At 66.5% G+C, this 25177-nt stretch carries 35 protein-coding genes; 3 read left to right on the forward strand and 32 right to left on the reverse strand.

Going from position 1 to position 25177, the window contains the following annotated elements; translation table 11 throughout:
• Positions 1–4: 4 nt before the first annotated feature.
• Together C9I47_RS12580 and C9I47_RS12585 are read right to left on the reverse strand one after the other, a co-directional pair.
• The gene (locus C9I47_RS12580; protein WP_111267048.1) at positions 5–1210 is read right to left on the reverse strand and encodes a pyridoxal phosphate-dependent aminotransferase; all 1206 of its coding nucleotides are present in this window, start codon (positions 1208–1210) and stop codon (positions 5–7) included.
• Positions 1211–1429: 219 nt separating this feature from the next.
• Complete coding sequence (locus C9I47_RS12585) at positions 1430–1936, reverse strand: peptidylprolyl isomerase (protein ID WP_111267049.1); 507 nt, start codon at positions 1934–1936, stop codon at positions 1430–1432.
• Between the two features lie 249 nt (positions 1937–2185).
• On the opposite strand from C9I47_RS12585, the gene typA reads away from it, so the two are divergent.
• From typA to C9I47_RS12600, 3 genes are all read left to right on the forward strand, one after another.
• Entirely contained in the window at positions 2186–4027 is a 1842-nt protein-coding gene (gene typA / locus C9I47_RS12590; RefSeq protein WP_111267050.1) for a translational GTPase TypA, read from the forward strand.
• 34 nt (positions 4028–4061) lie between these two features.
• Positions 4062–5078 carry a sodium:calcium antiporter gene (locus C9I47_RS12595; protein WP_111267051.1) on the forward strand — a complete coding sequence of 339 codons (1017 nt, stop codon included), beginning with the start codon at positions 4062–4064 and terminating at the stop codon, positions 5076–5078.
• 148 nt (positions 5079–5226) lie between these two features.
• On the forward strand, positions 5227–6933 hold the full coding sequence (locus C9I47_RS12600; RefSeq protein WP_111267052.1) for an amidase: 1707 nt from the start codon (positions 5227–5229) through the stop codon (positions 6931–6933).
• A gap of 58 nt (positions 6934–6991) precedes the next feature.
• On the opposite strand, the gene C9I47_RS12605 is transcribed toward C9I47_RS12600, so the two are convergent.
• From C9I47_RS12605 to tuf, 30 genes are all read right to left on the reverse strand, one after another.
• Positions 6992–8386 carry a class II 3-deoxy-7-phosphoheptulonate synthase gene (locus C9I47_RS12605; RefSeq protein WP_111267053.1) on the reverse strand — a complete coding sequence of 465 codons (1395 nt, stop codon included), beginning with the start codon at positions 8384–8386 and terminating at the stop codon, positions 6992–6994.
• A 126-nt stretch (positions 8387–8512) separates the two neighbouring features.
• Complete coding sequence (locus tag C9I47_RS12610; RefSeq protein ID WP_111267054.1) at positions 8513–9031, reverse strand: disulfide bond formation protein B; 519 nt, start codon at positions 9029–9031, stop codon at positions 8513–8515.
• A 160-nt stretch (positions 9032–9191) separates the two neighbouring features.
• The gene (rplQ, locus tag C9I47_RS12615; RefSeq protein ID WP_111267055.1) at positions 9192–9572 is read right to left on the reverse strand and encodes a 50S ribosomal protein L17; all 381 of its coding nucleotides are present in this window, start codon (positions 9570–9572) and stop codon (positions 9192–9194) included.
• 281 nt (positions 9573–9853) lie between these two features.
• Positions 9854–10852, reverse strand: a complete 999-nt coding sequence (locus C9I47_RS12620) for a DNA-directed RNA polymerase subunit alpha (RefSeq protein ID WP_111267056.1) — start codon at positions 10850–10852, stop codon at positions 9854–9856.
• A gap of 54 nt (positions 10853–10906) precedes the next feature.
• On the reverse strand, positions 10907–11536 hold the full coding sequence (gene rpsD, locus C9I47_RS12625; RefSeq protein WP_111267057.1) for a 30S ribosomal protein S4: 630 nt from the start codon (positions 11534–11536) through the stop codon (positions 10907–10909).
• A gap of 14 nt (positions 11537–11550) precedes the next feature.
• Positions 11551–11943, reverse strand: coding sequence for a 30S ribosomal protein S11 (gene rpsK / locus C9I47_RS12630; RefSeq protein ID WP_036212595.1), 393 nt, complete (start codon positions 11941–11943; stop codon positions 11551–11553).
• A 12-nt stretch (positions 11944–11955) separates the two neighbouring features.
• Positions 11956–12312, reverse strand: a complete 357-nt coding sequence (gene rpsM / locus C9I47_RS12635) for a 30S ribosomal protein S13 (RefSeq protein ID WP_111267058.1) — start codon at positions 12310–12312, stop codon at positions 11956–11958.
• Between the two features lie 425 nt (positions 12313–12737).
• The gene (secY, locus tag C9I47_RS12640) at positions 12738–14075 is read right to left on the reverse strand and encodes a preprotein translocase subunit SecY (protein WP_407067524.1); all 1338 of its coding nucleotides are present in this window, start codon (positions 14073–14075) and stop codon (positions 12738–12740) included.
• Between the two features lie 28 nt (positions 14076–14103).
• The gene (gene rplO, locus C9I47_RS12645; protein ID WP_170288341.1) at positions 14104–14547 is read right to left on the reverse strand and encodes a 50S ribosomal protein L15; all 444 of its coding nucleotides are present in this window, start codon (positions 14545–14547) and stop codon (positions 14104–14106) included.
• Entirely contained in the window at positions 14547–14744 is a 198-nt protein-coding gene (gene rpmD, locus C9I47_RS12650; RefSeq protein ID WP_111267061.1) for a 50S ribosomal protein L30, read from the reverse strand. The genes rplO and rpmD overlap by 1 nt, the downstream gene beginning before the upstream one ends.
• Entirely contained in the window at positions 14737–15276 is a 540-nt protein-coding gene (rpsE, locus tag C9I47_RS12655; RefSeq protein WP_111267062.1) for a 30S ribosomal protein S5, read from the reverse strand. The genes rpmD and rpsE overlap by 8 nt, the downstream gene beginning before the upstream one ends.
• A 161-nt stretch (positions 15277–15437) precedes the next feature.
• Complete coding sequence (gene rplR, locus C9I47_RS12660) at positions 15438–15791, reverse strand: 50S ribosomal protein L18 (RefSeq protein ID WP_111267063.1); 354 nt, start codon at positions 15789–15791, stop codon at positions 15438–15440.
• Positions 15792–15820: 29 nt separating this feature from the next.
• A complete protein-coding gene (rplF, locus tag C9I47_RS12665; RefSeq protein ID WP_111267064.1) occupies positions 15821–16348 on the reverse strand; it encodes a 50S ribosomal protein L6 in 528 nt (175 codons plus the stop codon).
• A gap of 13 nt (positions 16349–16361) precedes the next feature.
• Complete coding sequence (gene rpsH, locus C9I47_RS12670; protein ID WP_111267065.1) at positions 16362–16760, reverse strand: 30S ribosomal protein S8; 399 nt, start codon at positions 16758–16760, stop codon at positions 16362–16364.
• Between the two features lie 192 nt (positions 16761–16952).
• Positions 16953–17258, reverse strand: coding sequence for a 30S ribosomal protein S14 (rpsN, locus tag C9I47_RS12675; RefSeq protein WP_111267066.1), 306 nt, complete (start codon positions 17256–17258; stop codon positions 16953–16955).
• A gap of 16 nt (positions 17259–17274) precedes the next feature.
• The gene (gene rplE, locus C9I47_RS12680) at positions 17275–17814 is read right to left on the reverse strand and encodes a 50S ribosomal protein L5 (protein ID WP_111267067.1); all 540 of its coding nucleotides are present in this window, start codon (positions 17812–17814) and stop codon (positions 17275–17277) included.
• A gap of 11 nt (positions 17815–17825) precedes the next feature.
• A complete protein-coding gene (gene rplX, locus C9I47_RS12685; protein ID WP_111267068.1) occupies positions 17826–18140 on the reverse strand; it encodes a 50S ribosomal protein L24 in 315 nt (104 codons plus the stop codon).
• A 17-nt stretch (positions 18141–18157) separates the two neighbouring features.
• Positions 18158–18526, reverse strand: coding sequence for a 50S ribosomal protein L14 (rplN, locus tag C9I47_RS12690; protein ID WP_111267069.1), 369 nt, complete (start codon positions 18524–18526; stop codon positions 18158–18160).
• A 16-nt stretch (positions 18527–18542) separates the two neighbouring features.
• Positions 18543–18812 (reverse strand): 30S ribosomal protein S17, encoded by a 270-nt coding sequence (rpsQ, locus tag C9I47_RS12695; protein WP_111267070.1) that lies wholly within the window; start codon positions 18810–18812, stop codon positions 18543–18545.
• A gap of 9 nt (positions 18813–18821) precedes the next feature.
• Positions 18822–19007: a 50S ribosomal protein L29 gene (rpmC, locus tag C9I47_RS12700; protein ID WP_111267071.1), complete on the reverse strand. Its 186-nt coding sequence runs from the start codon at positions 19005–19007 to the stop codon at positions 18822–18824.
• Positions 19007–19420: a 50S ribosomal protein L16 gene (gene rplP / locus C9I47_RS12705; protein ID WP_111267072.1), complete on the reverse strand. Its 414-nt coding sequence runs from the start codon at positions 19418–19420 to the stop codon at positions 19007–19009. Before rplP ends, rpmC begins: the two co-directional genes overlap by 1 nt.
• Before the next feature lie 6 nt (positions 19421–19426).
• On the reverse strand, positions 19427–20161 hold the full coding sequence (gene rpsC / locus C9I47_RS12710; protein WP_111267073.1) for a 30S ribosomal protein S3: 735 nt from the start codon (positions 20159–20161) through the stop codon (positions 19427–19429).
• Between the two features lie 15 nt (positions 20162–20176).
• A complete protein-coding gene (rplV, locus tag C9I47_RS12715) occupies positions 20177–20512 on the reverse strand; it encodes a 50S ribosomal protein L22 (protein WP_111267074.1) in 336 nt (111 codons plus the stop codon).
• Positions 20513–20522: 10 nt separating this feature from the next.
• Positions 20523–20789: a 30S ribosomal protein S19 gene (gene rpsS / locus C9I47_RS12720; RefSeq protein WP_111267075.1), complete on the reverse strand. Its 267-nt coding sequence runs from the start codon at positions 20787–20789 to the stop codon at positions 20523–20525.
• A 6-nt stretch (positions 20790–20795) separates the two neighbouring features.
• Positions 20796–21623, reverse strand: a complete 828-nt coding sequence (rplB, locus tag C9I47_RS12725) for a 50S ribosomal protein L2 (RefSeq protein WP_111267076.1) — start codon at positions 21621–21623, stop codon at positions 20796–20798.
• Positions 21624–21633: 10 nt separating this feature from the next.
• Positions 21634–21930: a 50S ribosomal protein L23 gene (gene rplW, locus C9I47_RS12730; protein ID WP_111267077.1), complete on the reverse strand. Its 297-nt coding sequence runs from the start codon at positions 21928–21930 to the stop codon at positions 21634–21636.
• Positions 21927–22532: a 50S ribosomal protein L4 gene (gene rplD, locus C9I47_RS12735; protein WP_111267078.1), complete on the reverse strand. Its 606-nt coding sequence runs from the start codon at positions 22530–22532 to the stop codon at positions 21927–21929. The genes rplW and rplD overlap by 4 nt, the downstream gene beginning before the upstream one ends.
• A gap of 12 nt (positions 22533–22544) precedes the next feature.
• Complete coding sequence (gene rplC, locus C9I47_RS12740; RefSeq protein ID WP_111267079.1) at positions 22545–23198, reverse strand: 50S ribosomal protein L3; 654 nt, start codon at positions 23196–23198, stop codon at positions 22545–22547.
• A 10-nt stretch (positions 23199–23208) separates the two neighbouring features.
• Entirely contained in the window at positions 23209–23520 is a 312-nt protein-coding gene (gene rpsJ, locus C9I47_RS12745; protein ID WP_027070119.1) for a 30S ribosomal protein S10, read from the reverse strand.
• A 421-nt stretch (positions 23521–23941) separates the two neighbouring features.
• On the reverse strand, positions 23942–25132 hold the full coding sequence (tuf, locus tag C9I47_RS12750; RefSeq protein ID WP_111267080.1) for an elongation factor Tu: 1191 nt from the start codon (positions 25130–25132) through the stop codon (positions 23942–23944).
• Positions 25133–25177 lie beyond the last annotated feature (45 nt).

Here is a 25177-nt window from a genome sequence, read left to right on the forward strand (position 1 = left end):
CGGCTCAGGCGAGCTCGGCGAAGAACTCGCGGATGCGCTCCATGCCCGGTGCCAGCTGCGGCGTCGGACAGGTGTAGCTGATGCGCATCGCGCGCGGCTCGCCGAATGCCGAACCCGGCACGCAGGCGACGCCCTTGGCCTCCAGCAGCACGCTGCAGAAGTCGACGTCGTTCTCGATCTTCTTGCCGCTCGGGCCGTGGGTCTTGCCGAAGCTGCAGCTCACGTCCGGGAACACGTAGAACGCGCCCTGCGGCCGCGGGCAGACCACGCCGGGAATGCCGTTCATCACCGCCATGACCTGGTCGCGCTTGGCCTGGAACTCGGCGCAGCGGGCCTCGGGCACGTCCTGCGGACCCGACAGCGCGGCCACCGCCGCGGCGGTGGTGACCTCGGGAATATTGGTGATGTGATTGGAGTTCAGCGTCACCACGGCCTTGGCAACCGCTTCCGGGCCGGCCATGAAGCCGACCCGCCAACCCGGCATGCCGTAGGTCTTGGACAGCGAGTCGACGAAGATCACCCGCTCCTTCAGTTCCGGCCTGGAATGCACGAAGTTGTGGTAGCCGACACCGTCGAACACCATCTTGTTGTAGATGTCGTCGGTGATCACCCAGGTATCCGGGTACTTCACCAGCACCTCGGCCAGCGCGTCGATCTCCTCGCGGGTATAGACCATGCCGGTCGGGTTCGACGGGTTGTTGAACAGGAACACGCGCGGCTTCTTCGCCAGCGCCGCCTCCAGCTGCGCGGGGGTCAGCTTGTAGTCCTGCTCGGGCGGGCACGGCAGCAGCTCGACCTTGGCGTTGACGATCTCGGCGATGTCGAGATAGCTGGTCCAGTACGGCGTCGGGAAGACGATCGTGTCGCCCTCGTCGAGCAGGGCCTCGGCCAGGTTGTAGAGCAGGTGCTTGGCGCCCACGCCGCTGGCGCAGTTGACCCGGCCGTAACCGGTCAGTCCCAGCTTCCCCATGTGCTCGATGAAGGCGTCGATCATCGGGTCGGCGCCGCGGTTGCTGCCGTACTGGCCGCTGTCGTGGGACAGCGCATTGCGGGCGGCCTCGTAGACGTGCTCGCCGGGCAGGAAGTTCGGCACGCCGATCGAGAAGCTGATGATGTCGCGGCCTTCGGCTTTCAGGCGCTTGGCCTTCTCGGCAATCTGCATGATCGCACTGGGCTTGGCGCGGCCGATACGGCTGGCGAGCTGGGGCATCGCGGGGGACCTCTCAGGTGGGTTGTGACGGAGGGGAGGCAGGCCGTCGGGCGGCCTGGACAAAGCCCCCTGATGGTATCACGCACACGCCAGCCGCTCTGCCCCGCGGCGGCACCCGGCGGCACACCCCGCGGCCACCGGGATCGCGCCGCGCGGACACGAAAAACCCCGGACCGACGGCCCGGGGTTCCGTTCAACGACAATGTCCGCCGCGGACGCTCAGGCGCGCGCGTTCGCGTCCAGCGTCTTGTTCCAGTCGGCCACGCGATCGGCCCTGGCCGCCAGCACCGGCTCGATGTCGCCCTCGATCTTCACCGTGCGGATCTCGTCGCCCTGCTGGATCTTGTCGACGACCTCCAGGCCCTCGACCACCTTGCCGAACACGGTGTGCTTGCCGTCCAGCCACGGGCACGCCACGTGGGTGATGAAGAACTGGCTGCCGTTGGTGCCGGGGCCGGCGTTGGCCATCGACAGCACTCCGCGCTCGTGGGGCAGGCCGTTGTCGGTCTCGTCCTCGAAACGGTAGCCGGGGCCGCCGGTGCCGGTGCCCAGCGGGCAGCCGCCCTGGACCATGAAGTCGGCGATCACGCGGTGGAAATTGAGGCCGTCGTAGAAGCCGCGGCGGACCAGGTTGACGAAGCTGGCAACGGTAAGCGGCGCCTTGTCGGCGGCGAGCTCGACGCGGATCGGGCCGCGATCGGTATCGAAAATGGCGGTCAATGACATGGATACGGCTCCTGTGAAGGGGCTGGCGCGCCGCGAACGGGACGCCCGGGGGGAAAGCTCCAGAGTCCGCCAACCCGGGTCGACAAACGATGAACACCGGTTCCGCGGGCGGAATGCTGAATGCGGACCGCCTAGAATACCGCAGCCGGAACCGGAAACCGCGCATTCATATGACCATTGCCACATTTGGCGGATATAATGGTCGGCTTCCCTCCGCGAGCCTGATGCCTTCGCCGGCGTCCTTTCCGCATGTCCGCATCCAACTCCGTCGAACGCCTGCGCAATATCGCCATCGTCGCCCACGTCGATCATGGCAAGACCACCCTCGTCGACCAGCTGCTCAAGCAGTCCGGCACCCTGTCCGAGCGCACCGTCCTCGCCGAGCGGGTGATGGACAGCAACGACCAGGAAAAGGAGCGTGGCATCACGATCCTGGCCAAGAACACCGCCATCACCTGGAACGGCAACCGGATCAACATCGTCGACACCCCCGGGCACGCCGACTTCGGCGGCGAGGTCGAGCGCGTGCTGTCGATGGTCGACACCGTGCTGATCCTGGTCGACGCGATGGACGGGCCGATGCCGCAGACCCGCTTCGTGACCCAGAAGGCCTTCGCGATGGGCTTCAAGCCGATCGTGGTGGTCAACAAGATCGACCGTCCCGGCGCGCGCCCCGACTGGGTGATCGACCAGGTCTTCGACCTGTTCGACAAGCTCGGCGCGACCAATGAGCAGCTCGACTTCCCGATCGTCTACACCTCGGCGCTGAACGGCTACGCCAGCCTCGACGACAGCGTCCGCTCGGGCGACATGACCGCGCTGTACGAAGCGATCATGCAGCACGCGCCGATGCCTGAAGTGGACCCGGACGGTCCCTTCCAGATGCGCATCAGCCAGCTGGACTACAGCAACTTCGTCGGCGTGATCGGCATCGGCCGGATCCAGCGCGGCACCCTGAAGAAGAACATGCCGGTCTCGGTGATCGATCGCGAAGGCAAGAAGCGCCAGGGCAAGGTGCTGCAGGTGCTTGGCTTCCTGGGCCTGGAGCGGATCGAGCAGGACAGCGCGCAGGCCGGCGACATCGTCGCCATCTCCGGCATCCAGGAACTGACCATCTCCGATACCGTCTGCGCCCTCGACACCCCCGAGGCGCTGCCGGCGCTGACCGTCGACGAGCCGACGATCTCGATGACCTTCCAGGTCAACAACTCGCCGTTCGCCGGCAACAAGGACCTGTCGGGCGGCAAGTTCCTGACCAGCCGCCAGATCAAGGACCGCCTCGAACGCGAGACCGTGCACAACGTCGCGCTGCGGGTCGAGCAGCTCGAGGATGCCGACAAGTTCCTGGTCTCCGGCCGCGGCGAACTGCACCTGTCGGTGCTGATCGAGAACATGCGCCGCGAGGGCTTCGAGCTGGCGGTGTCGCGCCCCGAGGTGATCATCAAGGAAATCGACGGCCAGCTGATGGAGCCGATCGAGCAGTTGGTGATCGATGTCGAGGAGATCCACCAGGGCGGCGTGATGGAGAAGCTCGGCACCCGCAAGGGCCAGCTGAAGAACATGGAGCCCGACGGCAAGGGTCGCGTGCGCCTGGAGTACATGATCCCGGCGCGCGGCCTGATCGGCTTCCAGAACGAGTTCAAGACCCTGACCCAGGGCTCGGGCCTGCTGTTCCACGTGTTCGACCATTACGGACCGAAGGAACAGGGTGCGATCGCCAAGCGCATCAACGGCGTGATGATCGCCAATGCCGCCGGCACCACCCCCGCCTACTCGCTGGGACCGCTGCAGGACCGCGGCAGGCTGTTCGCCGCCGAAGGCGACTCGGTGTACGAGGGCCAGCTGGTCGGCATCCATTCCAAGGACAACGACCTGACCGTCAATGCGATCAAGCCCAAGCCGCTGACCAACATGCGCGCTTCGGGCAAGGACGACGCCATCGCGCTGAGCCCGGCGATCAAGTTCTCGCTGGAGCAGGCCCTGGACTTCATCGAGGACGACGAGCTGGTGGAGATCACCCCGAAGGAGATCCGCCTGCGCAAGAAGTTCCTGACCGAAAGCGATCGCAAGCGGGCCTCGCGCGCGGCCTGAGCTTCCCCGCCCGGCGGCACCCTAGAATGGCAGCGTGAGCGATCTCCCGCTGCCATTTCTTTGCCTGCTGTTCGCGCTGGCCGCGGCGGTGGTGTGGCGCGCCGGCACCGTGCTCTCGCGCACCACCGATCGACTCGACGAGGCGTTCGGCTGGGGCGAGGCGATCGGCGGCATGGTGTTGCTGGCCATCGTCACCAACCTGCCGGAAATCGCGATCACCGCCAGTGCGTCGCTGCAGGGCCGCGTCGAGGTCGCGATCGGCAATCTGCTCGGCGGGGTCGCGATCCAGACCGTGGTACTGGTGGCGCTGGACTTCGCCGCGCGCCGCGAGGGCGCGCCACTGTCGGCGCTGGCCGGGTCGCCGCAGCTGAAACTGGAAGCCGCCCTGGTCGTGGCGATGCTCGGCCTGGTCCTGCTCGGGCATGTCTGGGAATCGCCGCCGCAGGTCGCCGGCCTCAGCGTGCCGGGGCTGCTGATCGTCGCCGCCTGGTTCGCCGCCCTGCTCGGCATGCGACGGTTGTCGCGGCCGCAGGCGACGCCGGCCGACGCGGCCAACGCGACACCGCCCCGGGCCCGTCCGGGGCTTCGACGCTGCCTGCTGCACTTCGCGATCGCCTCACTGGCGACCCTGGTCGCCGGCGTGGCGCTGGAGCTGAGCGGGGACGCGATCGCCGAGGACCTGGGCATGAGCGGCGCGGTGTTCGCGGCCACGATCCTGGCCGCGGCGACCGCCATCCCCGAGGTCGCCAGCGGCCTGGAGTCGATCCGCCTCAGGCGCTGGCAACTGGCGATGAGCGACATCTTCGGCGGCAACGCATTCCTGCCGGTGCTGCTGGTGCTCGCCGCGCTGCTGTCGGGACAGGCGGTCCTGCCGCAGCTGGGCGGCAGCGATCTGTACCTGGGCGCGCTCGGCCTGCTGCTTACCCTGTGCTATCTCGCCGGCATGGCGCGACGCGACGCCCGGCGTCGACTGGGAGTCGGCGTCGACTCGCTCTGCGTACTCGCGCTCTATGCCCTGGGCATCGCCGGCCTGGCGGCGATGTCGCCCTGAGCCGAGCGCAGTTTCCCCGCGCCGGGATGGCTGACATGCCGCACACCCCGCTCCGGCGACCGTTCGCCCCGCCCGCGAACTCGCCCACAGTATCGACCGCCGACGATCGCATATGCTCGATGGCGCTTTTCGCGATCGGGGAATCGCCATGCGTCTGTATCTCCCACGGGTGTATCTGCCTCTGGCTGCGTTGCTCATCGGTCTGACCGCGTGCCAGCGCGCCACGGACGATACCGGCCCGAGCACCACTGGAACGACCGCCGACCGCGGCGAGCACGCCGGTGCCGCCGGCGATGACACTCGGCCGACCGGCGACTTCGCCTTCGGCGAGGTCGGCATCGCCGAACTGCAGACCCGGATGGGCCACGGCAAGTTGACCAGCGCCACGCTGACCCAGGCCTACCTGGATCGGATCGCCGCGATCGACGATGCCGGACCGATGCTCAACGCGGTGCTGGAACTCAATCCGGAAGCGCTGGAGGAAGCCGCCGCACGCGACGCCGAGCGCTCCGCAGGCCGCATCCGCGGCCCCCTGCACGGCATCCCGGTCCTGCTCAAGGACAACATCGATGCGACCCCGATGGTCACCTCGGCCGGCTCCAACGCGCTGGCCGAGCACCGTCCGCGCAGCGATGCCTTCCTGGTCCAGCGCCTGCGCGAGGCCGGCGCGGTGATCCTGGGCAAGACCAACCTCAGCGAGTGGGCCAATTTTCGTTCGACCCGCTCCAGCTCGGGCTGGAGCGCGCGTGGCGGCCAGACCCGCAACCCCTACGTGCTCGACCGCTCGCCCTGCGGCTCCAGTTCCGGCACCGGCAGCGCGATCGCCGCCAGCCTGGCCGCGGCCGGGGTCGGCACCGAGACCGATGGCAGCATCATCTGCCCCTCGGCGGTCGCCGGGCTGGTCGGCATCAAGCCGACCGTGGGCCTGATCAGTCGCGGCGGCATCGTGCCGATCTCCAGCAGCCAGGACACCGCCGGGCCGATGGCGCGCACGGTCGCCGACGCCGCGGTGATGCTGTCGGCGATGGTCGGCCGCGACGAGAGCGACGTGCGCACCGCCGAGAGCACCGGCCGCGCCATCTTCGACTACCACGCGCGCCTCGACGCCGGCAGCCTCCTGGGCGCCAGGATCGGCGTGTTGCGCAGCGCCTCGGGTTACCACGACGGCGTGGACGCGGTGTTCGAGCGCAACCTGGAGGCACTGCGCAAGGCCGGGGCCGAGCTGGTCGACGTCGCCATCGCCACCGACGGCCAGTGGCAGGAGGCGGAGCTGGTGGTGCTGCTGCACGAGTTCAAGCACGGCGTCGGTCGCTACCTCGGCAACGGCCAGGCCCCGGTCCGCGACCTGGCCGGACTCATCGAGTACAACCGCAAACATGCCGACACCGAGATGGCCTGGTTCGGCCAGGAGCTGTTCGAGCGGGCCCAACGCGCCGGCCGGTTGGACGACGAGGCCTACATCGAAGCGCGGATCGCGGCGCGGCGCCTCGCGGGCACCGAGGGCATCGACGCGACCCTGGCCGAGCACCAGCTCGACGCCATCATCGCGCCGGCGGTATCGCCGGCCTGGCCGATCGACCTGGTCAACGGCGATCATTTCCTTGGCGCCGGCTACGGCGTCGCCGCGGTCGCCGGCACCCCCAGCGTGACCGTGCCGATGGGCGACGTGCACGGTTTGCCGGTCGGTATCGTGTTCATGGGGCCTGCGTGGAGCGAGGCCCGGTTGATCGGACTCGCCCACGCCTTCGAGCAGCAGACCCGCGCCCGCACCGCGCCGCGGTTCCTGCCGACCCTGCCGTTCGACGCCGGCACGGCATCGGGAGCTGGAGCGGACGCAAAGCAAACCGGCGGCTGAGCGCCGCCGGTCCACAGATCATCGGGAAAGCCGGCCGGGAACCGCTCCCGGCACCGGCTCAGGCACTGGTCGGCGTGCCGAGCTGGGACTGCTTGCGCACGATCAGCATCGCCACTTCCAGCGCCTGCTCGTAGTTCAGGCGCGGATCGACAGTCGACTTGTAGGCTCGCTCCAGATCGCTCTCGGTCAGCTCGCGGGCACCGCCCAGGCATTCGGTCACGTCCTCGCCGGTCAGCTCCAGGTGCACGCCCCCCAGACGGGTACCGGCCGCGGCATGCAGCTCGAACGCCTGTTCCAGCTCGCTGCGGATGTTGCGGAAGCGTCGGGTCTTGTAGCCGTTGGTGGTGCTCTCGGTATTGCCGTGCATGGGATCGCAGACCCACAGCACCCGGCGCCCGTCGCGACGCACCGCATCCAGCAACGCGGGCAGCTTGTCGGCGATGCCGGTCGCGCCCATGCGGTGGATGAAGGTCAGCCGGCCCGGCTCGTCCTCGGGGTTGAGCAGGTCGATCGTCTTCAGCAACTGGTCCGGGGTGACCGAGGGCCCGACCTTCAATGCGATGGGATTGCGCAGACCACGGAAGTACTCGGCATGGGCGCCGTCGACCGCGGCGGTACGCATGCCGATCCACGGATAATGGGTGCTGAGGTTGAACCAGCCCCAGTGGCGCGGCACCTGCCGGGTCATCGACTCCTCGTACGGCAGCAGCAGCGCCTCGTGCGAGGTGTAGAAATCGACCCGGTTGAGGTTGTGCACCTCGCTGCCGGACAAGGTCTCCATGAAGCGCACCGCATCGCCGATCGCGTTGACCATGCGGCGGTACTCATCGGCCAGCGGCGAATGCCCGACCCAGCTCAGGTTCCAGTATTCGGGGTGGTGCAGGTCGGCGAAACCGCCGTCGATCAGGGCGCGGACGAAATTCATCGTCATCGACGAACGTGCGTGTCCCTTGATCATGCGGCGCGGATCCGGACGCCGCGCGGCCTCGCTGAACTCGGGCGCATTGACCATGTCGCCGCGATAGCTGGGCAGGCTGACGCCGTCGACGGTCTCGGTATCGGCCGAGCGCGGCTTGGCATACTGGCCGGCGAAGCGGCCGACCCGGACCACCGGCTTGCGCATGCCGTGGACGAGCACCAGGCTCATCTGCAGCAGCACCTTCAGTCGGTTGGAGATCACATCCGACGAGCAGGCGTCGAAGGTCTCGGCACAGTCGCCCCCCTGGAGCAGGAAGCGCTTGCCCTCCTGGGCCTCGGCCAGCTGCTGCTTGAGCGCGAGGATCTCCCACGAGGTCACCAGCGGCGGCAACGCCCGCAACTCGCCGAGCACGCCTTCCAGCTCGGCCGCGTCCGGATAGGTCGGCAACTGCAGCGCGGTGCGGCCGCGCCAGGAATCCGGAGCCCAGTCGGTCGGGAGTTTCACGGCTTGGATATTGCGTTCGGAGCTCGACATGACAGCAGTGGTTTGTTGCATTGCGACAAGCCATCATCCGCCGTTCGGCTGGCCGCTGCAACGGTTTCGTCGGCAACCGAGGCGCCCTCGCGGGCGCACGCGCCCCGGGACCGGGGCGGGATGGGTTCAGTTGCGGCGGAACGCCGCGTAGCAGGCCCAGCCGGTCAGCAGCACGAACCAGATCAGGCTCCAGGCGGGCATCGACAGCCCGAGGAAGGCCCAGTCGACATTGGCGCACTCGCCCGAGCCGGTCATCACCTTGCGGATCACGCCGGTGATCGGCATGGCTTCGAGCATGTAGTCCAGGCCGGGGCCGCAGGCCGGCACCTGGTCCGGCGGCAGGTTCTGCAAGCGCACGTGGTTGCCCGCGACCAGGATTCCCGCCAGCCCGGCCAGGCCGGCCAGCACGCCATAGACCCGGCGCCCGCCGGCGCCCGCCGGCGCATGCAGGCCACCGACCAGGAAGGCCAGCCCCAACGCCGCGAACGCGACCCGCTGGAAGATGCACAGTGGGCAGGGTTCGAGCGGGTTGACTTCGCGCAACTGGGTATAGACCGCGAAACCGATCAAGCCTGCGCAGGCGAGGAAGCCCAACAGGAAACGGCTGCGGAACGATGCGGCGGCGAGGCGTTTTGAGCGGTTCATACGCCACAGCTTAAGGGCTGAACGCGGCGCTGCCCATAGCCCGGATGGCACGTCACCGGGCCACTATCGGCAGCATGCCTTCCCCAAAACGCATGAGCCCCGGATAACCGGGGCTCACGATGCGATCTTTGCGGCTTCTGGCGAAGCGCGCCGCCAGGACTTACTCTACGGCTTCGGCGACCTGCGGACGGTCGACCAGCTCGACGTAGGCCATCGGCGCATTGTCGCCAGCGCGGAAACCGCACTTGAGGATGCGCAGGTAGCCGCCCGGGCGGTTGCGGTAGCGCGGGCCCAGCTCGACGAACAGGGTGCCGACCGCTTCCTTGTCGCGCAGGCGCGAGAACGCCAGGCGGCGGTTGGCGACGCCGTCGTTCTTGGCCAGGGTGATCAGCGGCTCGGCGACGCGGCGCAGCTCCTTGGCCTTGGGCAGGGTGGTCTTGATCAGACCGTGCTTGATGAGGGACGCGGCCATGTTGCGGAACATCGCGTCGCGATGGGCGCTGGTGCGGCTGAACTTGCGTCCGGATTTCTGGTGGCGCATGACGTTGGCTTCCTAGATGAATGTTGGATCGTTGGACTTCGTTGTCGCCATCCAGGCGCTGGAGCAATGGACTGCGGATGGTCCGTGCCGGTCGTTTCCGTGACCGGCCTAGCGCGGGCTTTCCGCCCGTCGGTGGGAGCAGCGGCTGCGCTCGTGGTGCAGCCGTGCTGGAGCTGTTGCTGATGCCATCCCTGGCGAGGTGTTGCCGACTCCGGAGAGTCCTGCCCGGCCGTCCCTGGCCGGGTGCCGAGCAAGGCGCGCGCCAGTGGCGCGCGCCTTGCTCAGCCCATCATGCCGTGCGAGGCGATCCCGGCCGGCGGCCAGTTCTCGAGCTTCATGCCGAGCGAAAGGCCGCGCTGGGCGAGGACTTCCTTGATCTCGGTCAGCGACTTCTTGCCGAGGTTCGGGGTCTTCAGCAGCTCGACCTCGGTCTTCTGGATCAGATCGCCGACGTAGTAGATGCTCTCGGCCTTCAGGCAGTTGGCCGAACGCACGGTCAGCTCCAGGTCGTCGATCGGGCGCAGCAGGATCGGGTCGACGCCGCCGGTCGGCTGCTTGGCCTGGCCGCGGTCACGCTGGGTGAAGTCGCCGAACACCGACAGCTGGTCGGTCAGGATGTCGGCGGCGGTGCGCACGGCTTCCTCGGCGTCGATCGTGCCGTTGGTCTCGATGTCCAGGACCAGCTTGTCGAGATCGGTGCGCTGCTCGACGCGCGCGGCCTCGACCGCGTAGGCCACGCGGCGGACCGGGCTGAAGCTGGCGTCCAGCATCAGGCGGCCGATCGCACGGGTGTCCTCGTCGGGACGGCGGCGCGCGGCGGCCGGCTGGTAGCCGTAACCACGCTCGATCTTGAGGCGCATGTTGACCGCGGTGTCCTTGGTCAGGTGCGCGATCACGTGATCGGTGTTGATGATCTCGACGTTGTGGTCGGCCTTGATGTCAGCAGCCGTAACGACGCCGGGGCCCTGCTTGCTCAGCACCAGGGTCGCGGTCTCGCCGGTATGCATGCGGATGGCGACGTCCTTGAGGTTCAGCAGCACCTCGAGCACGTCCTCCTGCAGGCCTTCCACGGTGGTGTACTCGTGAAGCACGCCGTCGATCTCGACCTCGGTGATGGCGAAGCCGGGGATCGACGACAGCAGCACGCGGCGCAACGCGTTGCCGAGGGTGTGACCGTAGCCGCGCTCCAGCGGCTCGATCACGACCTTGGCACGGTTGCCGTTGAGTCGTTCGATCTGGGGACCGCGCGGACGCAGCACCTGATTGGCGGTAACCGTCATGTTTGGGTGTCTCCTGCGAGCCTCCGGAGGGGGACCGGAGGCACGTGAAATGGATTACTTCGAGTACAGCTCGACGATCAGCGCTTCGTTGATGTCGGACGGCAGATCGGCACGATCCGGAACCGCCTTGAACACGCCACTGAACTTCTTGCTGTCGACCTCGACCCAGGACGGGAGAAGGTCCATCTGCTGCGCCACGGTCAGCGACTCCTGCACGCGGAGCTGCTTCTGGGCACGCTCGGACAGCGCGATCGCGTCGCCGGCCTTGACCTGGTACGAAGGCAGATTGACCGACTTGCCGTTGACGGTGACGCCGCGGTGGGAGACCAGCTGGCGCGCGGCCGGGCGGGTCACCGCGAAGCCCATGCGGTAGACGACGTTGTCCAGACGGGTCTCGAGGAGCTGCAGCAGGTTCTCACCCGTGTTGCCCTTCTTGGTCGAGGCCTTCTTGTAGTAATTGCGGAACTGACGCTCCAGCAGGCCGTAGATACGCTTGACCTTCTGCTTCTCGCGCAGTTGGTTGGCGTAGTCGGACAGCTTGCCGCGACGGGCGACGGGGCCGTGCTGGCCGGGCTTCTGCTCCAGCTTGCACTTGGAGTCGAGCGCACGCGCCGGCGACTTCAGACCGAGGTCGGCGCCTTCGCGACGCGAGAGCTTGCACTTGGGACCGATATAACGAGCCATGTTCTTTCAGCTCCTCAGACGCGACGCTTCTTCGGCGGACGGCACCCGTTGTGCGGGATCGGCGTCACGTCGATGATGTTGATGATCTTGTAACCGACGTTGTTCAGCGAACGAACGGCGGACTCACGACCCGGACCCGGGCCCTTGATGCGGACTTCCAGCGACTTCACGCCGTAGTCCAGCGCAGCGCGGCCGGCCTTCTCGGCGGCGACCTGCGCGGCGAACGGGGTCGACTTGCGCGAACCGCGGAAACCCGCGCCGCCGGAGGTCGCCCACGACAGCGCATTGCCCTGTCGGTCGGTGATCGTGATGATGGTGTTGTTGAACGAAGCGTGGACGTGGGCGATGCCGTCGGTGACGACGCGCTTGATCTTCTTCTTCGTCTTGGCTTGTGCCGGCTTGGCCATGGTATGGGCTCCTTACTTCCTGATGGCCTTGCGCGGACCCTTGCGGGTGCGTGCATTGGTCCGGGTACGCTGCCCGCGCAGAGGCAGGCCGCGACGGTGACGCAGGCCGCGGTAGCAGCCCAGGTCCATCAGACGCTTCAGCGACATGCCGATTTCGCGTCGCAGGTCGCCCTCGACCACGTACTTGCCGATCTCGGCGCGCAGGCGCTCGACTTCCGGCTCGGACAGGTCTCGGATCTTGGTCGACTTCTCGATGCCGGCTGCTTCGCAGACCTGGACCGAACGGGTACGACCGATGCCGTAGATGCTCTGGATACCCACCCAGACGTGCTTCTGAGGGGGCAGATTGACGCCCGCAATACGCGCCATAACGCGATCTCCAACTGGTTTGGCGGCCGGACGCGGATGCTGCCCGGCGGAGTGAATCGGAAATTATACCAAGATTCCGGCATCTCAGGAAGTCCCGCGCCCGTACAGCGGCGCAGGACCCGGCATGGGGAGTGTGCCCATGCTCCGGCGACGGCCCCAGGCTGTACCGGACGGGGCGCTGTCCTGCCCTGCCCGGCCCCGCGCACTACTCTGGTGCGCGTATGGCCTGGACCCACCCGCGCCCGGAACCGCCGCGCGAGTCGCCCATCAATGTGCCCGGACGGGAATCCGGGTCGGCGCGGCACCCGATGGTGCCGCCTCGGCCGGGCCGTGGCCCCGCCGGTGGTGTTGCGGGCCGCCGGACTGCCGGTGCAGTCGGGCGGCAAACCGGACCGGACGCCCTGGCGTCCGGCCGGCGATCAGGCTCAGCGACCCGGCAGGCCGGTCCGCGAACCCTTCAGGTTGGCCTTCTTCAGCAGGCTCTCGTACTGGTGCGACATCAGGTGCGCCTGGATCTGCGCGATGAAGTCCATCACCACCACCACCACGATCAACAGCGACGTGCCGCCGAAGTAGAACGAGGTGTTCAGCTCCTTGCGCATGACCTCCGGCAACAGGCAGACCAGCACCAGGTAGGCCGCACCGGCCGCGGTCAGGCGGGTCAGCACGCCGTCGACGTAGTCGGCGGTGGCCTTGCCCGGACGGATGCCCGGGATCAGCGCGCCCGACTTCTTCAGGTTGTCGGCGGTTTCCTGCGAATTGAACACCAGCGCCGTATAGAAGAACGCAAAGCCCGCGATCATCCCGCCATACAGGATCATGTGCAGCGGCTCGCCCGGGTTCAGCCACTGGCTGACCTGGAGCAGCCACGACGAGGAGCTGCCCTGGCTGAACCAGTTGGCCGCCGTGGCCGGGAACATCACGATGCTGGAAGCGAAGATCGCCGGGATCACGCCCGCCATGTTCAGCTTCAGCGGCAGGAACGACGACTGGTTCATGTACGCGTTGCGGCCGCCCTGGCGACGGGCGTAGTTCACCGTGATCCGGCGCTGGCCACGCTCGACGAACACCACGAAGTAGGTGAAGCCCAGCACGATCGCGGCGATCAGGATCGCGGTGATCGCACTCATGTCGCCGTTGTTGATCTGCTGGAACATGCCGATGACGGCGGACGGCAGACCGGCGACGATACCGGCGAAGATGATCAGCGAGATGCCGTTGCCGACGCCGCGCTCGGTGATCTGCTCGCCCAGCCACATCAGGAACATCGTGCCGGCGGTCAACGCGACCACCGCGGTCAGGATGAAGCCCGGGCCCGGGTTGTAGACCACGGCGATGCCCTGGCTGGCGCCACCGGCCTGCAGCGCGGTCGCAATGCCCCAGGCCTGGAACACGGCCAGCGGAATCGCACCCATCCGCGACCACTGGTTGATCTTGCGCCGACCCGACTCGCCTTCCTTCTGGATGGCCTTCAGGCTCGGCACCATGTTGACCAGCAACTGGATGATGATCGAGGCCGAGATGTACGGCATCACGTTCAGCGCGAACAGGCTGAAGCGCGACAAGGCACCACCGGAGAACATGTTGAACATGTCCACGATGGTGCCTTCCTGGCTTTCCATCAGCTGGAGCATGGCGTCGGGATTGACGCCGGGCACCGGGATGTAGCAGCCGATGCGGTAGACGATCAGTGCGCCGATGACGAACAGAAGACGCTGGCGGAGCTCGGTGAACTTACCGAGCCCGCCGCCCATGCCAGCCATCGCGTTGCCGCTACGCGCCATCGGACGATTACTCCTCGACCTTGCCGCCGGCGGCCTCGACGGCTGCCTTCGCGCCGGCCGTTGCCAGCAGGCCCTTGAGCACGAACGCCTTGGTCAACTCGCCCTTCTTGACGATCTTGGCCTTCTTCGCGGTGCTCGGAACCAGCTTGGCGGCGCGCAGCTTGGCGAAATCGACCTCGCCGGCCTCCAGCTTGTCCAGCTGGTACAGCAGCACCTCGGCGGTGTCCTTGGCCATGCGCGAGCGGAAGCCGATCTTCGGCAGACGCATGTGCATCGGCATCTGGCCGCCTTCGAAGCCGGCCTTGATCTTGCCCTTGCCCGCGCGGGCGAACGAGCCCTTGTGGCCGCGGCCGGCGGTCTTGCCCAGGCCCGAGCCGATACCGCGACCGACGCGGGTGCGCTCGGTGCGTGCGCCGGGAGCCGGCTTGAGTGTATTCAGACGCATGACGATTACTCCTCCACCCGCACCAGGTAATGGACCTTGTTGATCAGGCCGCGTACCTGCGGGCTGTCCTTCAGTTCACGGACATCGTTGAGCTTGTTCAGGCCCAGCGCACGCACCGACAGGCGGTGACGCGCCTGCGAACCGCGCAGGCCCTTGACCAGACGCACCTTGACGGTGCCAGCGTTCTCGCCCTTCTTAGCCATGGCTCAGATCCTCCACCTTCTTGCCGCGCTTGGCCGCGATCTTGGCCGGCGACTGCATCTCGGCCAGGCCGCGCACGGTCGCGCGCACCAGATTGATCGGGTTGCGCGAGCCGACGGCCTTGGCCAGCACGTTCTTCACACCAACCGCTTCCAGCACGGCGCGCATCGCACCGCCGGCGATCACGCCGGTACCCTCGGAAGCCGGCTGCATGAACACGCGGGCGGCGCCGTGGCCGGACTTGACCGGGTGCCACAGGGTGCCGTTGTTCAGGTCGACGTTGACCATGCTCTTGCGCGCGTACTCCATCGACTTCTGGATCGCGACCGGCACTTCGCGCGCCTTGCCGTAACCGAAGCCGACGCGGCCCTCGCCGTCGCCCACCACGGTCAGCGCGGTGAAGGTGAACTGGCGGCCGCCCTTGACGGTCTTGCTGACGCGGTTGACCGCGATCAGCTTCTCGACCATCCCATCATCGATCTCTTCGCGGTTACGGTCGCGATCACGACCCCGCGGTGCACGATCTTCTGCCATCTTTGCAATTCCTGTGTTTGAAGAAATTTGCGGCGTCGCCGCTTATCGTTGTGCAACGTTTCGGGTGTTCCGCCACGACGAGAACTCATCGCGGCGTCCGGCACGGCCCGTACCGGCGGGTGGAATGACGGCATGGGGTCGCCCCCATGCCGCTTCAAGCCTTAGAACTGCAGGCCACCTTCGCGGGCGGCATCGGCCAGGGCCTTGATGCGACCGTGGAAGCGGTAGCCGGAACGGTCGAAGGCGACCTTCTCGATACCGGCGGCCTTGGCCTTCTCGGCAATGGTGCGGCCGACCTTGGCGGCGGCGTCCATGTTGCGACCGTTCTTCAGGCCGTCCTTGACGGTGGCCTGGGTGGTCGAGGCGGCGGCCAGGACCTTGGAACCGTCGGCGGTGAAGACCTGCGCATACAGGTGCTGGCCGGTGCGCAGCACCGACAGGCGCGGCACGCCGAGCTCGCGGATGTGCGCACGGGTCGACTTGGCGCGGCGCAGACGGGCGATGTTCTTCTTCATGATCTGTTCCTCGAAAGCTGAAGACCCGGTTAGGCCTTCTTGGCTTCCTTGCGGATGATGGTTTCGTCGGAATACTTCACACCCTTGCCCTTGTAGGGCTCCGGCGGACGGAAGCCACGGATCTTCGCCGCGACCTCACCGACGCGCTGCTTGTCGGCGCCCTGCACCACGACCTCGGTCTGGCTCGGGGTGGCGATGGTGATCCCCTCCGGAGCCGGGAACACGATCGGATGCGAATAGCCCAGCGACAGGTTCAGATCCTTGCCCTGCATCGACGCACGGTAGCCGACGCCGACCAGCTCGAGCTTGCGCTCGAAGCCTTCGGAGACGCCCTTGACCATGTTGGCGACGATCGCGCGGATGGTGCCGGTGATCGCGATCCGGGCCGGATCGGCGGCCGAAAGCACGGCCTGGCCGTCCTCGATCTTGATCTCGACGCCGGCCGGCTTGGCGATCGTCAGGGTGCCCTTCGGGCCCTTGACGGCGACGCTGTCGGCCTGGATGTTCAGTTCGACGCCCTTCGGCAGGGCAATCGGCTTCTTGGCAACTCGGGACATTACGGTTCCTCCCTTAGGCCACGAAGCACAGGACTTCGCCGCCGACGCCCTGCTGGCGCGCCTGCGCATCGGTCATGATGCCCTTCGAGGTGGAGATGATGGCAACGCCCAGGCCACCGAGAACCTTCGGCAGCTCGGCCTTGCCGCGATACTGGCGCAGGCCCGAACGCGAGTAGCGCTCCAGGCGATCGATCACCGGCTTGCCCTCGTAGTACTTCAACGCGATCTCGAGCTCGGCCTTGCCGTTGCCCAGGTCGCTGACCTGGGAATCGAGGATGTAGCCCTCGTCCTTCAGGACGTGGGCGATCGCGACCTTGATCTTGGACGACGGCATCTTCACCGTCGGCTTGCGGACAGCCGCCGCATTCTTGATGCGGACCAGCATGTCGGCGATGGGATCAGTCATGCTCATGGAATGTCACCTTATGAGTAGCACCGATATCCGCGGGATTGCGGCTTTTCAGCAGTGTGCTTCGTTGTGGTGCCGCCGAAGCGGCGATACCCCGCCAGGGCGGCCTGAGCCTCCCGGACGGGGCAAGCCGGCGAGTCTAGCAGAACTCGCCGGCGTTTGCGCCCCCCTGTTCAGCGGGAGGCGCCTGCGCGGTTACCAGCTGGCCTTGCGCAGGCCCGGCACGTCGCCCTTCATGGTGGCTTCGCGCAGCTTGTTGCGGCCCAGGCCGAACTTGCTGTAGACGCCACGCGGACGACCGGTCAGGGCGCAGCGGTTGCGCTGACGGCTCGGCGACGAGTCGCGAGGCAGCTTCTGCAGCTTGACGGCCGCCTCCAGCTTCTCCTCGTAGGAGGCATTCTCGCTGGAGATCACCTTCTTCAGTTCTTCGCGCTTGGCGGCGTACTTCGCCGCCAGCTTGGCCCGCTTGATCTCGCGGTTGACCATTGAGGTCTTGGCCATGGTGTGTGTCCTCGGATCAGTTGCGGAACGGGAAGCGGAACGCCTCGAGCAGGGCCCGGGCCTCGGCATCGGTCTTCGCGGTCGTGGTGATCGCGATGTCCATGCCGCGCAGCGCGTCGACCTGGTCGTAGTCGATCTCCGGGAAGATGATCTGCTCCTTCACGCCCATGTTGTAGTTGCCGCGACCGTCGAACGACTTGGCGGACACGCCGCGGAAGTCGCGCACGCGCGGCAGCGCAACGTTCACCAGGCGATCGAGGAACTCGTACATCTTGGCGCGACGCAGGGTCACCTTGCAGCCGATCGGCCAGCCGTCGCGGATCTTGAACGAGGCCACCGAGACGCGGCTCTTGGTCACGATCGGCTGCTGGCCGGTGATCTTGGCCATGTCGGCGACGGCGTTCTCGAGGATCTTCTTGTTGGTGGCGGCTTCGCCGACGCCCATGTTGAGCGTGATCTTGACGAGGCGGGGCACTTCCATCGGGTTCTGGTAACCGAACTTCTCGGTCAGCGCCGGAACCACCTCTTCCTTGTAAATCTTTTCAAGCCGGGTCATTTGGGCATTCCTCAGGCGTCAACCGCCTCACCGCTGGAGCGGAACACACGCAGCTTGCGTCCATCCTCCAGCACCTTGAAACCAATGCGCTCACCCTTGCCGGAGGCCGGGTTGAACAGCATCACGTTGGAAATGTGGATCGGCGCCTCGCGCTCGATCACGCCACCGGGCTGGCCGGCCTGCGGGTTCGGCTTGGTGTGGCGCTTGACGACATTGACGTTCGAAACGACGACCTTGTCGCCGTCGACGCGGATCACGTCGCCCTTCTTGCCCTTGTCCTTGCCGGCGGTGACGATGACTTGGTCACCCTTGCGGATACGGTTCATTTCTCTATCTCCTCCGCTCAGAGCACTTCAGGCGCGAGCGAGACGATCTTCATGAACTTCTCGGAACGAAGCTCACGGGTCACCGGCCCGAAGATGCGGGTACCGATCGGCTCATGCTTGTTGTTCAGCAGCACGGCGGCGTTGCCGTCGAAGCGGATCAGCGAACCGTCCGGACGACGCACACCCTTGCGGGTACGCACGACGACGGCGTCGTAGACGTCGCCCTTCTTGACCTTGCCGCGCGGAATCGCGTCCTTGACGGTCACCTTGATGATGTCGCCGATGCCGGCGTAGCGGCGCTTGGAGCCGCCCAGCACCTTGATGCACATCACTTCTTTGGCACCGGAGTTGTCGGCCACCCCGAGGTAGCTTTGCATCTGGATCATGATTCAGCCTCCTCGGTTATTCGGCCGCGCGGGTGACGATCTGCACCACGCGCCAGTTCTTGGTCTTGGACATCGGCGCGCATTCGCTCACGCGAACGACGTCACCCTCATTGCACGCGTTGTCGGCGTCGTGGGCGTGGAGCTTGGTCGAGCGACGGATGTACTTGCCGTAGAGGGCATGCTTGACCTGGCGCTCGACGAGCACCGTGACGGTCTTGTCCATCTTGTTGCTGACCACGCGCCCCTCGACCGTGCGCAGTGCCTTCTCTGTATTGTTGTCGGTCATGGCGGGTCCTTACTTCTTCTGGCCGAGCAGCGTGTTCACGCGCGCGATCTCGCGGCGCACGCGGCGGGCCTCGTGGGTCTTGGCGAGCTGGCCGGTGGCCTTCTGCATGCGGAGGGCGAAGCTCTCCTTGTGCAGTTCGACCAGGTGGGCCTTCAGCTCGTCAGCGGATTTCTCGCGGAGTTGCTTGAGTTCCATCAGCGCACCGTCCGGGTAACGAAAGTGGTGGTGACCGACAGCTTGGCCGAGGCCAGGCGGAACGCTTCGCGTGCCACTTCCTCGCTGACGCCCTCGATCTCGTAGATCATGCGGCCGGGCTGGATCTGCGCGACCCAGTACTCGACATTGCCCTTACCGGAGCCCATTCGGACTTCGATCGGCTTCTTGGTGATCGGCTTGTCGGGGAACACGCGGATCCACATCTTGCCGCCACGCTTCACGTAACGGCTGATCGAACGGCGGGCCGCCTCGATCTGACGCGCGGTGATCTGGCCGTGCGCGGTGGCCTTCAGGCCGTACTCGCCGAAGCTGACGGCGTTGCCGTTCCAGCTCAGGCCCTCGTTACGGCCCTTGTGCACCTTGCGGTATTTGGTTCGCTTGGGTTGCAACATGGTCGTTTACCTCGATTCGCGGGGCTGGCGGGCCGGACGCGCCGGGCGGGAGGGACGCTCGCCACGGTCGCCGCGCGAGTTCTCTTCCGGCTTCTCCTGGCCGACCTGGGAGAAATCGAAGATCTCGCCCTTGTAGACCCACACCTTGATGCCGATGATGCCGTAGGTCGTCTTCGCCTCGGCAAAGCCGTAGTCGATGTCCGCACGCAGGGTGTGCAGCGGCACGCGGCCTTCGCGGTACCACTCCGAACGGGCGATTTCCGCGCCGTTGAGGCGGCCGGCGACGTTGACCTTGATGCCCAGCGCGCCCAGGCGCATCGCATTGCCGACCGCGCGCTTCATCGCGCGGCGGAACATGATGCGACGCTCCAGCTGCTGCGCGATCGACTCGGCGACCAGCTGCGCGTCGAGCTCCGGCTTGCGGACCTCGGTGACGTTGATGTGCGCCGGGACGCCCATCAGGTCGCTGACTTCCTTGCGCAGCTTCTCGATGTCCTCGCCGCGCTTGCCGATCACCACGCCCGGACGGGCGGTGTGGATCGTCACGCGGGCGTTATTGGCCGGACGCTCGATGAAGATGCGGGAGATACCGGCCTGCGCGAGCTTCTTGCGAAGCATCTCGCGGACCTTCAGATCAGACGCCAGGAACTCGGCGTACTGCTTCTTGTTGGCGAACCACTTGGAATTCCAGTCCTTGGCAATGCCCAGGCGGATGCCGGTCGGATGAACTTTATGACCCATTAGTCTGACTCCGCCTTACTTGCCGGCGCCCACAACCACAGTGATGTGGCTGGTGCGCTTGAGGATGCGGGTGCCGCGGCCCTTCGCCCGCGCCATGAAGCGCTTCAGCGTCGGACCCTCGTCCACCATGATGGTCTTGACCTTGAGCTCGTCGATGTCGGCGCCCTGGTTGTTCTCCGCGTTGGCGATAGCCGACTCGACGACCTTGCGGATCATGCCCGCGGCCTTCTTGTCGGAGAACTTCAGCAGGTTGACAGCGCGCTCGGCCGACAGGCCACGCACCTGGTCGGCGACCAGACGAGCCTTCTGCGGGGAGATGCGCGCGGTGCGCAGGATGGCTTTCGCTTCCATGGTCATCTCCTTAGCGGCTCTTCTTGTCGCCGCCGTGACCCTTGAAGGTCCGGGTCAGGGCGAACTCGCCGAGCTTGTGGCCAACCATGTTCTCGTTGACCAGCACGGGGATGTGGTTACGACCGTTGTGCACGGCGATGGTGAAACCCACCATCTCCGGCAGAACCATCGAGCGACGCGACCAGGTCTTGATCGGCTTCTTGTTGTTGCCCGCGTTCTCCACCTTCTTCATCAGGTGGTGGTCAACGAACGGGCCCTTCTTGAGTGAACGTGCCATGGCCGATTAGCTCCTGCGATCGCGCACGATGAACTGCTGGGTGCGCTTGTTCTTGCGGGTCTTGTAACCCTTGGTCGGGACGCCCCACGGCGTGACCGGGTGCGGATTGCCCTGGCCGGCCTTGGCCTCACCACCGCCGTGCGGATGGTCGACCGGGTTCATGGCCGCACCGCGAACGGTCGGGCGGACACCGCGCCAACGCTTGGCGCCGGCCTTGCCCAGCTTCTCCAGGTTGTGCTCGTCGTTGCCGACCTCGCCGATGGTGGCGCGGCACTCCGCCGGCACCTTGCGCATCTCGCCGGAGCGCAGACGCAGGGTGGCGTAGCCGTGCTCCCGAGCGACCAGCTGGACGCCGGCGCCGGCGGCGCGCGCCAGCTGGGCGCCCTTGCCGGGCTTCATCTCGATGCAGTGCACGGTCGAACCGACCGGAATGTTGGTCAGCGGCAGGGTGTTGCCGACGCGGATCGGGGCGTCACGGCCCGCGATCACCTGGTCGCCGGCCTTCAGGCCCTTCGGAGCGATGATGTAGCGACGCTCGCCGTCGACGTAGCACAGCAGGGCGATGTGGGCGGTGCGGTTGGGATCGTATTCGATCCGCTCCACGCGCGCCGGAATGCCTTCCTTGTTGCGCTTGAAGTCGATGATGCGGTAGTGCTGCTTGTGGCCACCGCCGACGTGGCGGGTGGTGATGCGACCGTGATGGTTGCGGCCACCGCTCTTGTTCTTCTTCTCGACCAGCGCGGCGTGCGGCGCACCCTTGTGCAGGCCCGGCGTCACCACGCGGACGGCCGAACGACGGCCAGCCGAGGTGGGTTTGAATGTCATCAATGCCATGGGTCTATCCTCAGGCCGTGGCCATCACATCGATCGACTGGCCTTCGGCCAGCTTCACGTACGCCTTGCGCCAGTCGGCACGGCGGCCCATGCGGAAACGGAAGGCCTTGCTCTTGCCCTTCACGTTCACGACGTTGACCGCCTCTACCTTGACGTCGAACAGCTTCTCGACCGCGGCCTTGATGTCGGCCTTGGTCGCGTCCGTCGCCACTTCGAAGACGTATTGGTTGGAGACTTCCTGCAGGCGCGCGGTCTTCTCGGACACGCGCGGCGCACGAATGATGGTGTAGAGCTTGGCCTCGTTCATGCCAGCCACTCCTCGATCTTCTTGACCGCATCGGCGGTGACCACGACCGAGTCGGCGCCAACCAGCGCGACCGGATCCAGGCCCTGCACGTCACGGACTTCGACATACGGCAGGTTGCGCGCCGAGAGGTACAGGTTCTCGGTGGCTTCCTCGGTGACGATCAGCGGACGCTGACCGACTTCCAGCTCCTTCAGCTTCGCGACCAGGCTCTTGGTCTTGGCGGCGTCGACATCGAAGCTCTCGACGACCTTGATCCGGCCCTGGCGGTTCAGCTCGGACAGGATCGCGGCGATCGCGGCGCGGTACATCTTGCGATTGACCTTCTGCTCGAAGCTGCGGGGCTTCGCGGCGAAGGTCACGCCACCGCCGATGAAGATCGGCGCGGTCAGCGCGCCGTGACGGGCGCCGCCGCCCTTCTGGCGCTTGGACTTCTTGGTGGTGCCGGCGACTTCGGAGCGGGTCTTCTGGGCCTTGGTGCCGGCGCGGCCGGCATTGCGGTAGGCAACGACAACCTGGTGGACCAGGTCTTCGCTGAACTCACGGCCAAAGATCGCATCGGAGACCGACAACGTCTTCTTGCTGTTGTTGATGGCGAGTTCCATCGTCATCTCTCCTTATGCCTTGCTCGTCGGACGCACGATGACGTCACCGCCCGGCGCACCCGGCACAGCACCCTTGATGGCGATCAGGCCGCGCTCGGCGTCGACCTTCACCACTTCCAGGCCCTGCGTGGACTGCTGCACGGCGCCCATGTGGCCGGACATCTTCTTGCCCGGGAACACGCGACCCGGCGTCTGGCGCTGGCCGATCGAGCCCGGAGCGCGGTGCGACAGCGAGTTACCGTGCGTCGCGTCGCCCATGCGGAAGTTGTGGCGCTTGATGGTGCCCTGGAAGCCCTTGCCCTTGGTCACGCCCTGGACGTCGACGATCTGGCCGGCCTCGAAGATGTCGGCCTTGATCTCGCCGCCGATCTCGAAACCGCCGATCTGGTCGTCGGCCACGCGGAACTCCCACAGGCCACGGCCGGCTTCGACCTTGGCCTTGGCCAGGTGCCCGGCTTCGGGCTTGTTGATCAGCGAGGCGCGCTTGACGCCGGCGGTGACCTGCACGGCGCTGTAGCCGTCGCTGTCAACGGTCTTGATCTGGGTGATGCGGTTCGGGGTGGCCTCGATGAGGGTCACCGGCACCGACTTGCCGTCGGCGGTGAACACGCGGCTCATGCCGGCCTTGCGACCGACGATGCCCAACGAATACTTCTTCGCGGTCATGGTGGTGGCCTCAGGTCAGCTTGATCTGGACGTCGACGCCAGCCGCGAGCTCGAGCTTCATCAGCGCGTCCACGGTCTTGTCGTTGGGGTCGACGATGTCGAGCACGCGCTTGTGCGTGCGGGTCTCGTACTGGTCGCGCGCGTCCTTGTCGACGTGCGGCGAGACGAGAATGGTGTAACGCTCGATCTTGGTCGGCAGCGGGATCGGGCCGCGCACCTGCGCGCCGGTCCTCTTGGCCGTCTCGACGATCTCGCTGGCCGAGCGGTCGATCAGACGATGATCGTACGCCTTGAGCCGAATCCGGATCTTTTGGTCCGCCATGACGGAATTCCTCGGTTAAAAGAGCGACAGGCCGGCCTCTGGGTGTGCCGACCCCTTGAAAAAGCCAATACCCCGGAGCTTCACCCTCGCTCCGGAGCCTCCTGCTAGAAAAACAAGGCAGACCGGTTGCCCGGCCCGCCCAGACGGAATACCTGAACGCGCAGCACCGCTCGAAGCCCGGAGGCCCTGAGCGGCGGACGCCGCGCGACATGTCCCTGTCTGGCGAATACGAGGTGCATCCTGCCCCTCATTTCGCTGGCTGCGTGGCGCCAAAAAGGCGGATCCACGCGGTGGTCGCGCATTCTAGCGGGTTATCCGGGGCCAACGCAAGCGCCGACCCGGGACACCCCTGCTCCGACCGTTCAGCCGGGCATCGGGCCCGACCGGCTGTCCGCACCACGGGGTGCGGACAGACTGGGTCTTACTTGATGATCTTGGCGACGACGCCGGCGCCGACGGTGCGGCCGCCTTCGCGGATCGCGAAGCGCAGACCCTCGTCCATCGCGACCGGGTTGATCAGCTGGACGTCCATCTTCACGTTGTCGCCCGGCATCACCATCTCGGTGCCTTCCGGCAGCGTCACCGCACCGGTGATGTCGGTGGTGCGGAAGTAGAACTGCGGACGGTAGCCCTTGAAGAACGGGGTGTGACGGCCGCCCTCGTCCTTCGACAGCACGTACACCTCGGCCTCGAAGTCGGTGTGCGGGGTGATCGAACCCGGCTTGGCCAGCACCTGGCCACGCTCGACCTCGTCACGCTTGGTGCCGCGCAGCAGCAGACCCGCGTTGTCGCCCGCCTGACCCTGGTCCAGCAGCTTGCGGAACATCTCCACACCCGTGACCGTGGTCTTGGTGGTCGGACGGATACCGACGATCTCGATTTCGTCGCCCACCTTGATGATGCCGCGCTCGATACGGCCGGTCACCACGGTGCCGCGACCCGAGATCGAGAACACGTCCTCGACCGGCATCAGGAAGCTCTTGTCGACGTCGCGCTCCGGCTCCGGAATGTAGCTGTCCAGCGCGTCCACCAGCGCCAGGATCGCCGGCACGCCGATCTCCGACTGGTCGCCTTCCAGCGCCTTCAGCGCCGAACCCTTGATGATCGGGGTGTCGTCGCCCGGGAAGTCGTACTTGCTCAGCAGCTCGCGCACTTCCATCTCGACCAGCTCGAGCAGCTCGGCGTCGTCGACCATGTCGGCCTTGTTCAGGAACACCACGATGTACGGCACGCCAACCTGACGCGCCAGCAGGATGTGCTCGCGGGTCTGCGGCATCGGGCCGTCAGCGGCCGAGCACACCAGGATCGCGCCGTCCATCTGCGCCGCACCCGTGATCATGTTCTTCACGTAGTCGGCGTGGCCCGGGCAATCCACGTGGGCGTAGTGACGGGTCGGGCTTTCGTACTCGACGTGCGCGGTCGAGATCGTGATGCCGCGCGCCTTCTCTTCCGGCGCCGCGTCGATCGAATCGTACGCCTTGAACTCGCCACCGAAACGCTCGGCGCCCACCTTCGTCAGCGCTGCCGTCAGCGTGGTCTTGCCGTGGTCAACGTGGCCGATCGTGCCGACGTTCACGTGCGGCTTGGTGCGCTCGAACTTACCCTTAGCCATGGTTATCTACCTTTTATTGTCTATGCGTGTTTGTTGATCGAGAGT

This window comes from Marilutibacter maris (assembly GCF_003233695.1).
GTDB lineage: Bacteria > Pseudomonadota > Gammaproteobacteria > Xanthomonadales > Xanthomonadaceae > Marilutibacter > Marilutibacter maris.

What these genes read in the sequence shown, in the direction of transcription:
- rplP (WP_111267072.1), bottom strand. Translation starts at nt 19,420, where the DNA reads ATGTTGCAACCCAAGCGAACCAAATACCGCAAGGTGCACAAGGGCCGT.
- rplW (WP_111267077.1), bottom strand. Translation starts at nt 21,930, where the DNA reads ATGAACGAGGCCAAGCTCTACACCATCATTCGTGCGCCGCGCGTGTCC.
- rplE (WP_111267067.1), bottom strand. Translation starts at nt 17,814, where the DNA reads ATGACCCGGCTTGAAAAGATTTACAAGGAAGAGGTGGTTCCGGCGCTG.
- rpsE (WP_111267062.1), bottom strand. Translation starts at nt 15,276, where the DNA reads ATGGCAGAAGATCGTGCACCGCGGGGTCGTGATCGCGACCGTAACCGC.
- rpsJ (WP_027070119.1), bottom strand. Translation starts at nt 23,520, where the DNA reads ATGGCGGACCAAAAGATCCGGATTCGGCTCAAGGCGTACGATCATCGT.
- C9I47_RS12605 (WP_111267053.1), bottom strand. Translation starts at nt 8,386, where the DNA reads ATGTCGAGCTCCGAACGCAATATCCAAGCCGTGAAACTCCCGACCGAC.
- rpmD (WP_111267061.1), bottom strand. Translation starts at nt 14,744, where the DNA reads ATGGCTAAGAAGGGCGAGAACGCTGGCACCGTCAAGGTGCGTCTGGTC.
- tuf (WP_111267080.1), bottom strand. Translation starts at nt 25,132, where the DNA reads ATGGCTAAGGGTAAGTTCGAGCGCACCAAGCCGCACGTGAACGTCGGC.
- rpsH (WP_111267065.1), bottom strand. Translation starts at nt 16,760, where the DNA reads ATGAGCATGACTGATCCCATCGCCGACATGCTGGTCCGCATCAAGAAT.
- rplN (WP_111267069.1), bottom strand. Translation starts at nt 18,526, where the DNA reads ATGATCCAGATGCAAAGCTACCTCGGGGTGGCCGACAACTCCGGTGCC.
- rpsQ (WP_111267070.1), bottom strand. Translation starts at nt 18,812, where the DNA reads ATGACCGACAACAATACAGAGAAGGCACTGCGCACGGTCGAGGGGCGC.
- rpsS (WP_111267075.1), bottom strand. Translation starts at nt 20,789, where the DNA reads ATGGCACGTTCACTCAAGAAGGGCCCGTTCGTTGACCACCACCTGATG.
- rpsK (WP_036212595.1), bottom strand. Translation starts at nt 11,943, where the DNA reads ATGGCCAAGCCGGCACAAGCCAAGACGAAGAAGAAGATCAAGCGCGTC.
- C9I47_RS12610 (WP_111267054.1), bottom strand. Translation starts at nt 9,031, where the DNA reads ATGAACCGCTCAAAACGCCTCGCCGCCGCATCGTTCCGCAGCCGTTTC.
- rplC (WP_111267079.1), bottom strand. Translation starts at nt 23,198, where the DNA reads ATGACCGCGAAGAAGTATTCGTTGGGCATCGTCGGTCGCAAGGCCGGC.
- secY (WP_407067524.1), bottom strand. Translation starts at nt 14,075, where the DNA reads ATGGCTGGCATGGGCGGCGGGCTCGGTAAGTTCACCGAGCTCCGCCAG.
- rplR (WP_111267063.1), bottom strand. Translation starts at nt 15,791, where the DNA reads ATGAAGAAGAACATCGCCCGTCTGCGCCGCGCCAAGTCGACCCGTGCG.
- rpsM (WP_111267058.1), bottom strand. Translation starts at nt 12,312, where the DNA reads ATGGCGCGTATTGCGGGCGTCAATCTGCCCCCTCAGAAGCACGTCTGG.
- rpsD (WP_111267057.1), bottom strand. Translation starts at nt 11,536, where the DNA reads ATGGCTCGTTATATCGGTCCCAAGTGCAAGCTCTCGCGTCGCGAAGGC.
- rpmC (WP_111267071.1), bottom strand. Translation starts at nt 19,007, where the DNA reads ATGGAACTCAAGCAACTCCGCGAGAAATCCGCTGACGAGCTGAAGGCC.
- C9I47_RS12600 (WP_111267052.1), top strand. Translation starts at nt 5,227, where the DNA reads ATGCGTCTGTATCTCCCACGGGTGTATCTGCCTCTGGCTGCGTTGCTC.
- rplQ (WP_111267055.1), bottom strand. Translation starts at nt 9,572, where the DNA reads ATGCGCCACCAGAAATCCGGACGCAAGTTCAGCCGCACCAGCGCCCAT.
- rplD (WP_111267078.1), bottom strand. Translation starts at nt 22,532, where the DNA reads ATGGAACTCGCCATCAACAACAGCAAGAAGACGTTGTCGGTCTCCGAT.
- C9I47_RS12580 (WP_111267048.1), bottom strand. Translation starts at nt 1,210, where the DNA reads ATGCCCCAGCTCGCCAGCCGTATCGGCCGCGCCAAGCCCAGTGCGATC.
- rpsC (WP_111267073.1), bottom strand. Translation starts at nt 20,161, where the DNA reads ATGGGTCATAAAGTTCATCCGACCGGCATCCGCCTGGGCATTGCCAAG.
- rplB (WP_111267076.1), bottom strand. Translation starts at nt 21,623, where the DNA reads ATGGCATTGATGACATTCAAACCCACCTCGGCTGGCCGTCGTTCGGCC.
- rpsN (WP_111267066.1), bottom strand. Translation starts at nt 17,258, where the DNA reads ATGGCCAAGACCTCAATGGTCAACCGCGAGATCAAGCGGGCCAAGCTG.
- C9I47_RS12620 (WP_111267056.1), bottom strand. Translation starts at nt 10,852, where the DNA reads ATGACGGTTACCGCCAATCAGGTGCTGCGTCCGCGCGGTCCCCAGATC.
- rplX (WP_111267068.1), bottom strand. Translation starts at nt 18,140, where the DNA reads ATGAACCGTATCCGCAAGGGTGACCAAGTCATCGTCACCGCCGGCAAG.
- rplF (WP_111267064.1), bottom strand. Translation starts at nt 16,348, where the DNA reads ATGTCCCGAGTTGCCAAGAAGCCGATTGCCCTGCCGAAGGGCGTCGAA.
- rplV (WP_111267074.1), bottom strand. Translation starts at nt 20,512, where the DNA reads ATGGAAGCGAAAGCCATCCTGCGCACCGCGCGCATCTCCCCGCAGAAG.
- typA (WP_111267050.1), top strand. Translation starts at nt 2,186, where the DNA reads ATGTCCGCATCCAACTCCGTCGAACGCCTGCGCAATATCGCCATCGTC.
- C9I47_RS12585 (WP_111267049.1), bottom strand. Translation starts at nt 1,936, where the DNA reads ATGTCATTGACCGCCATTTTCGATACCGATCGCGGCCCGATCCGCGTC.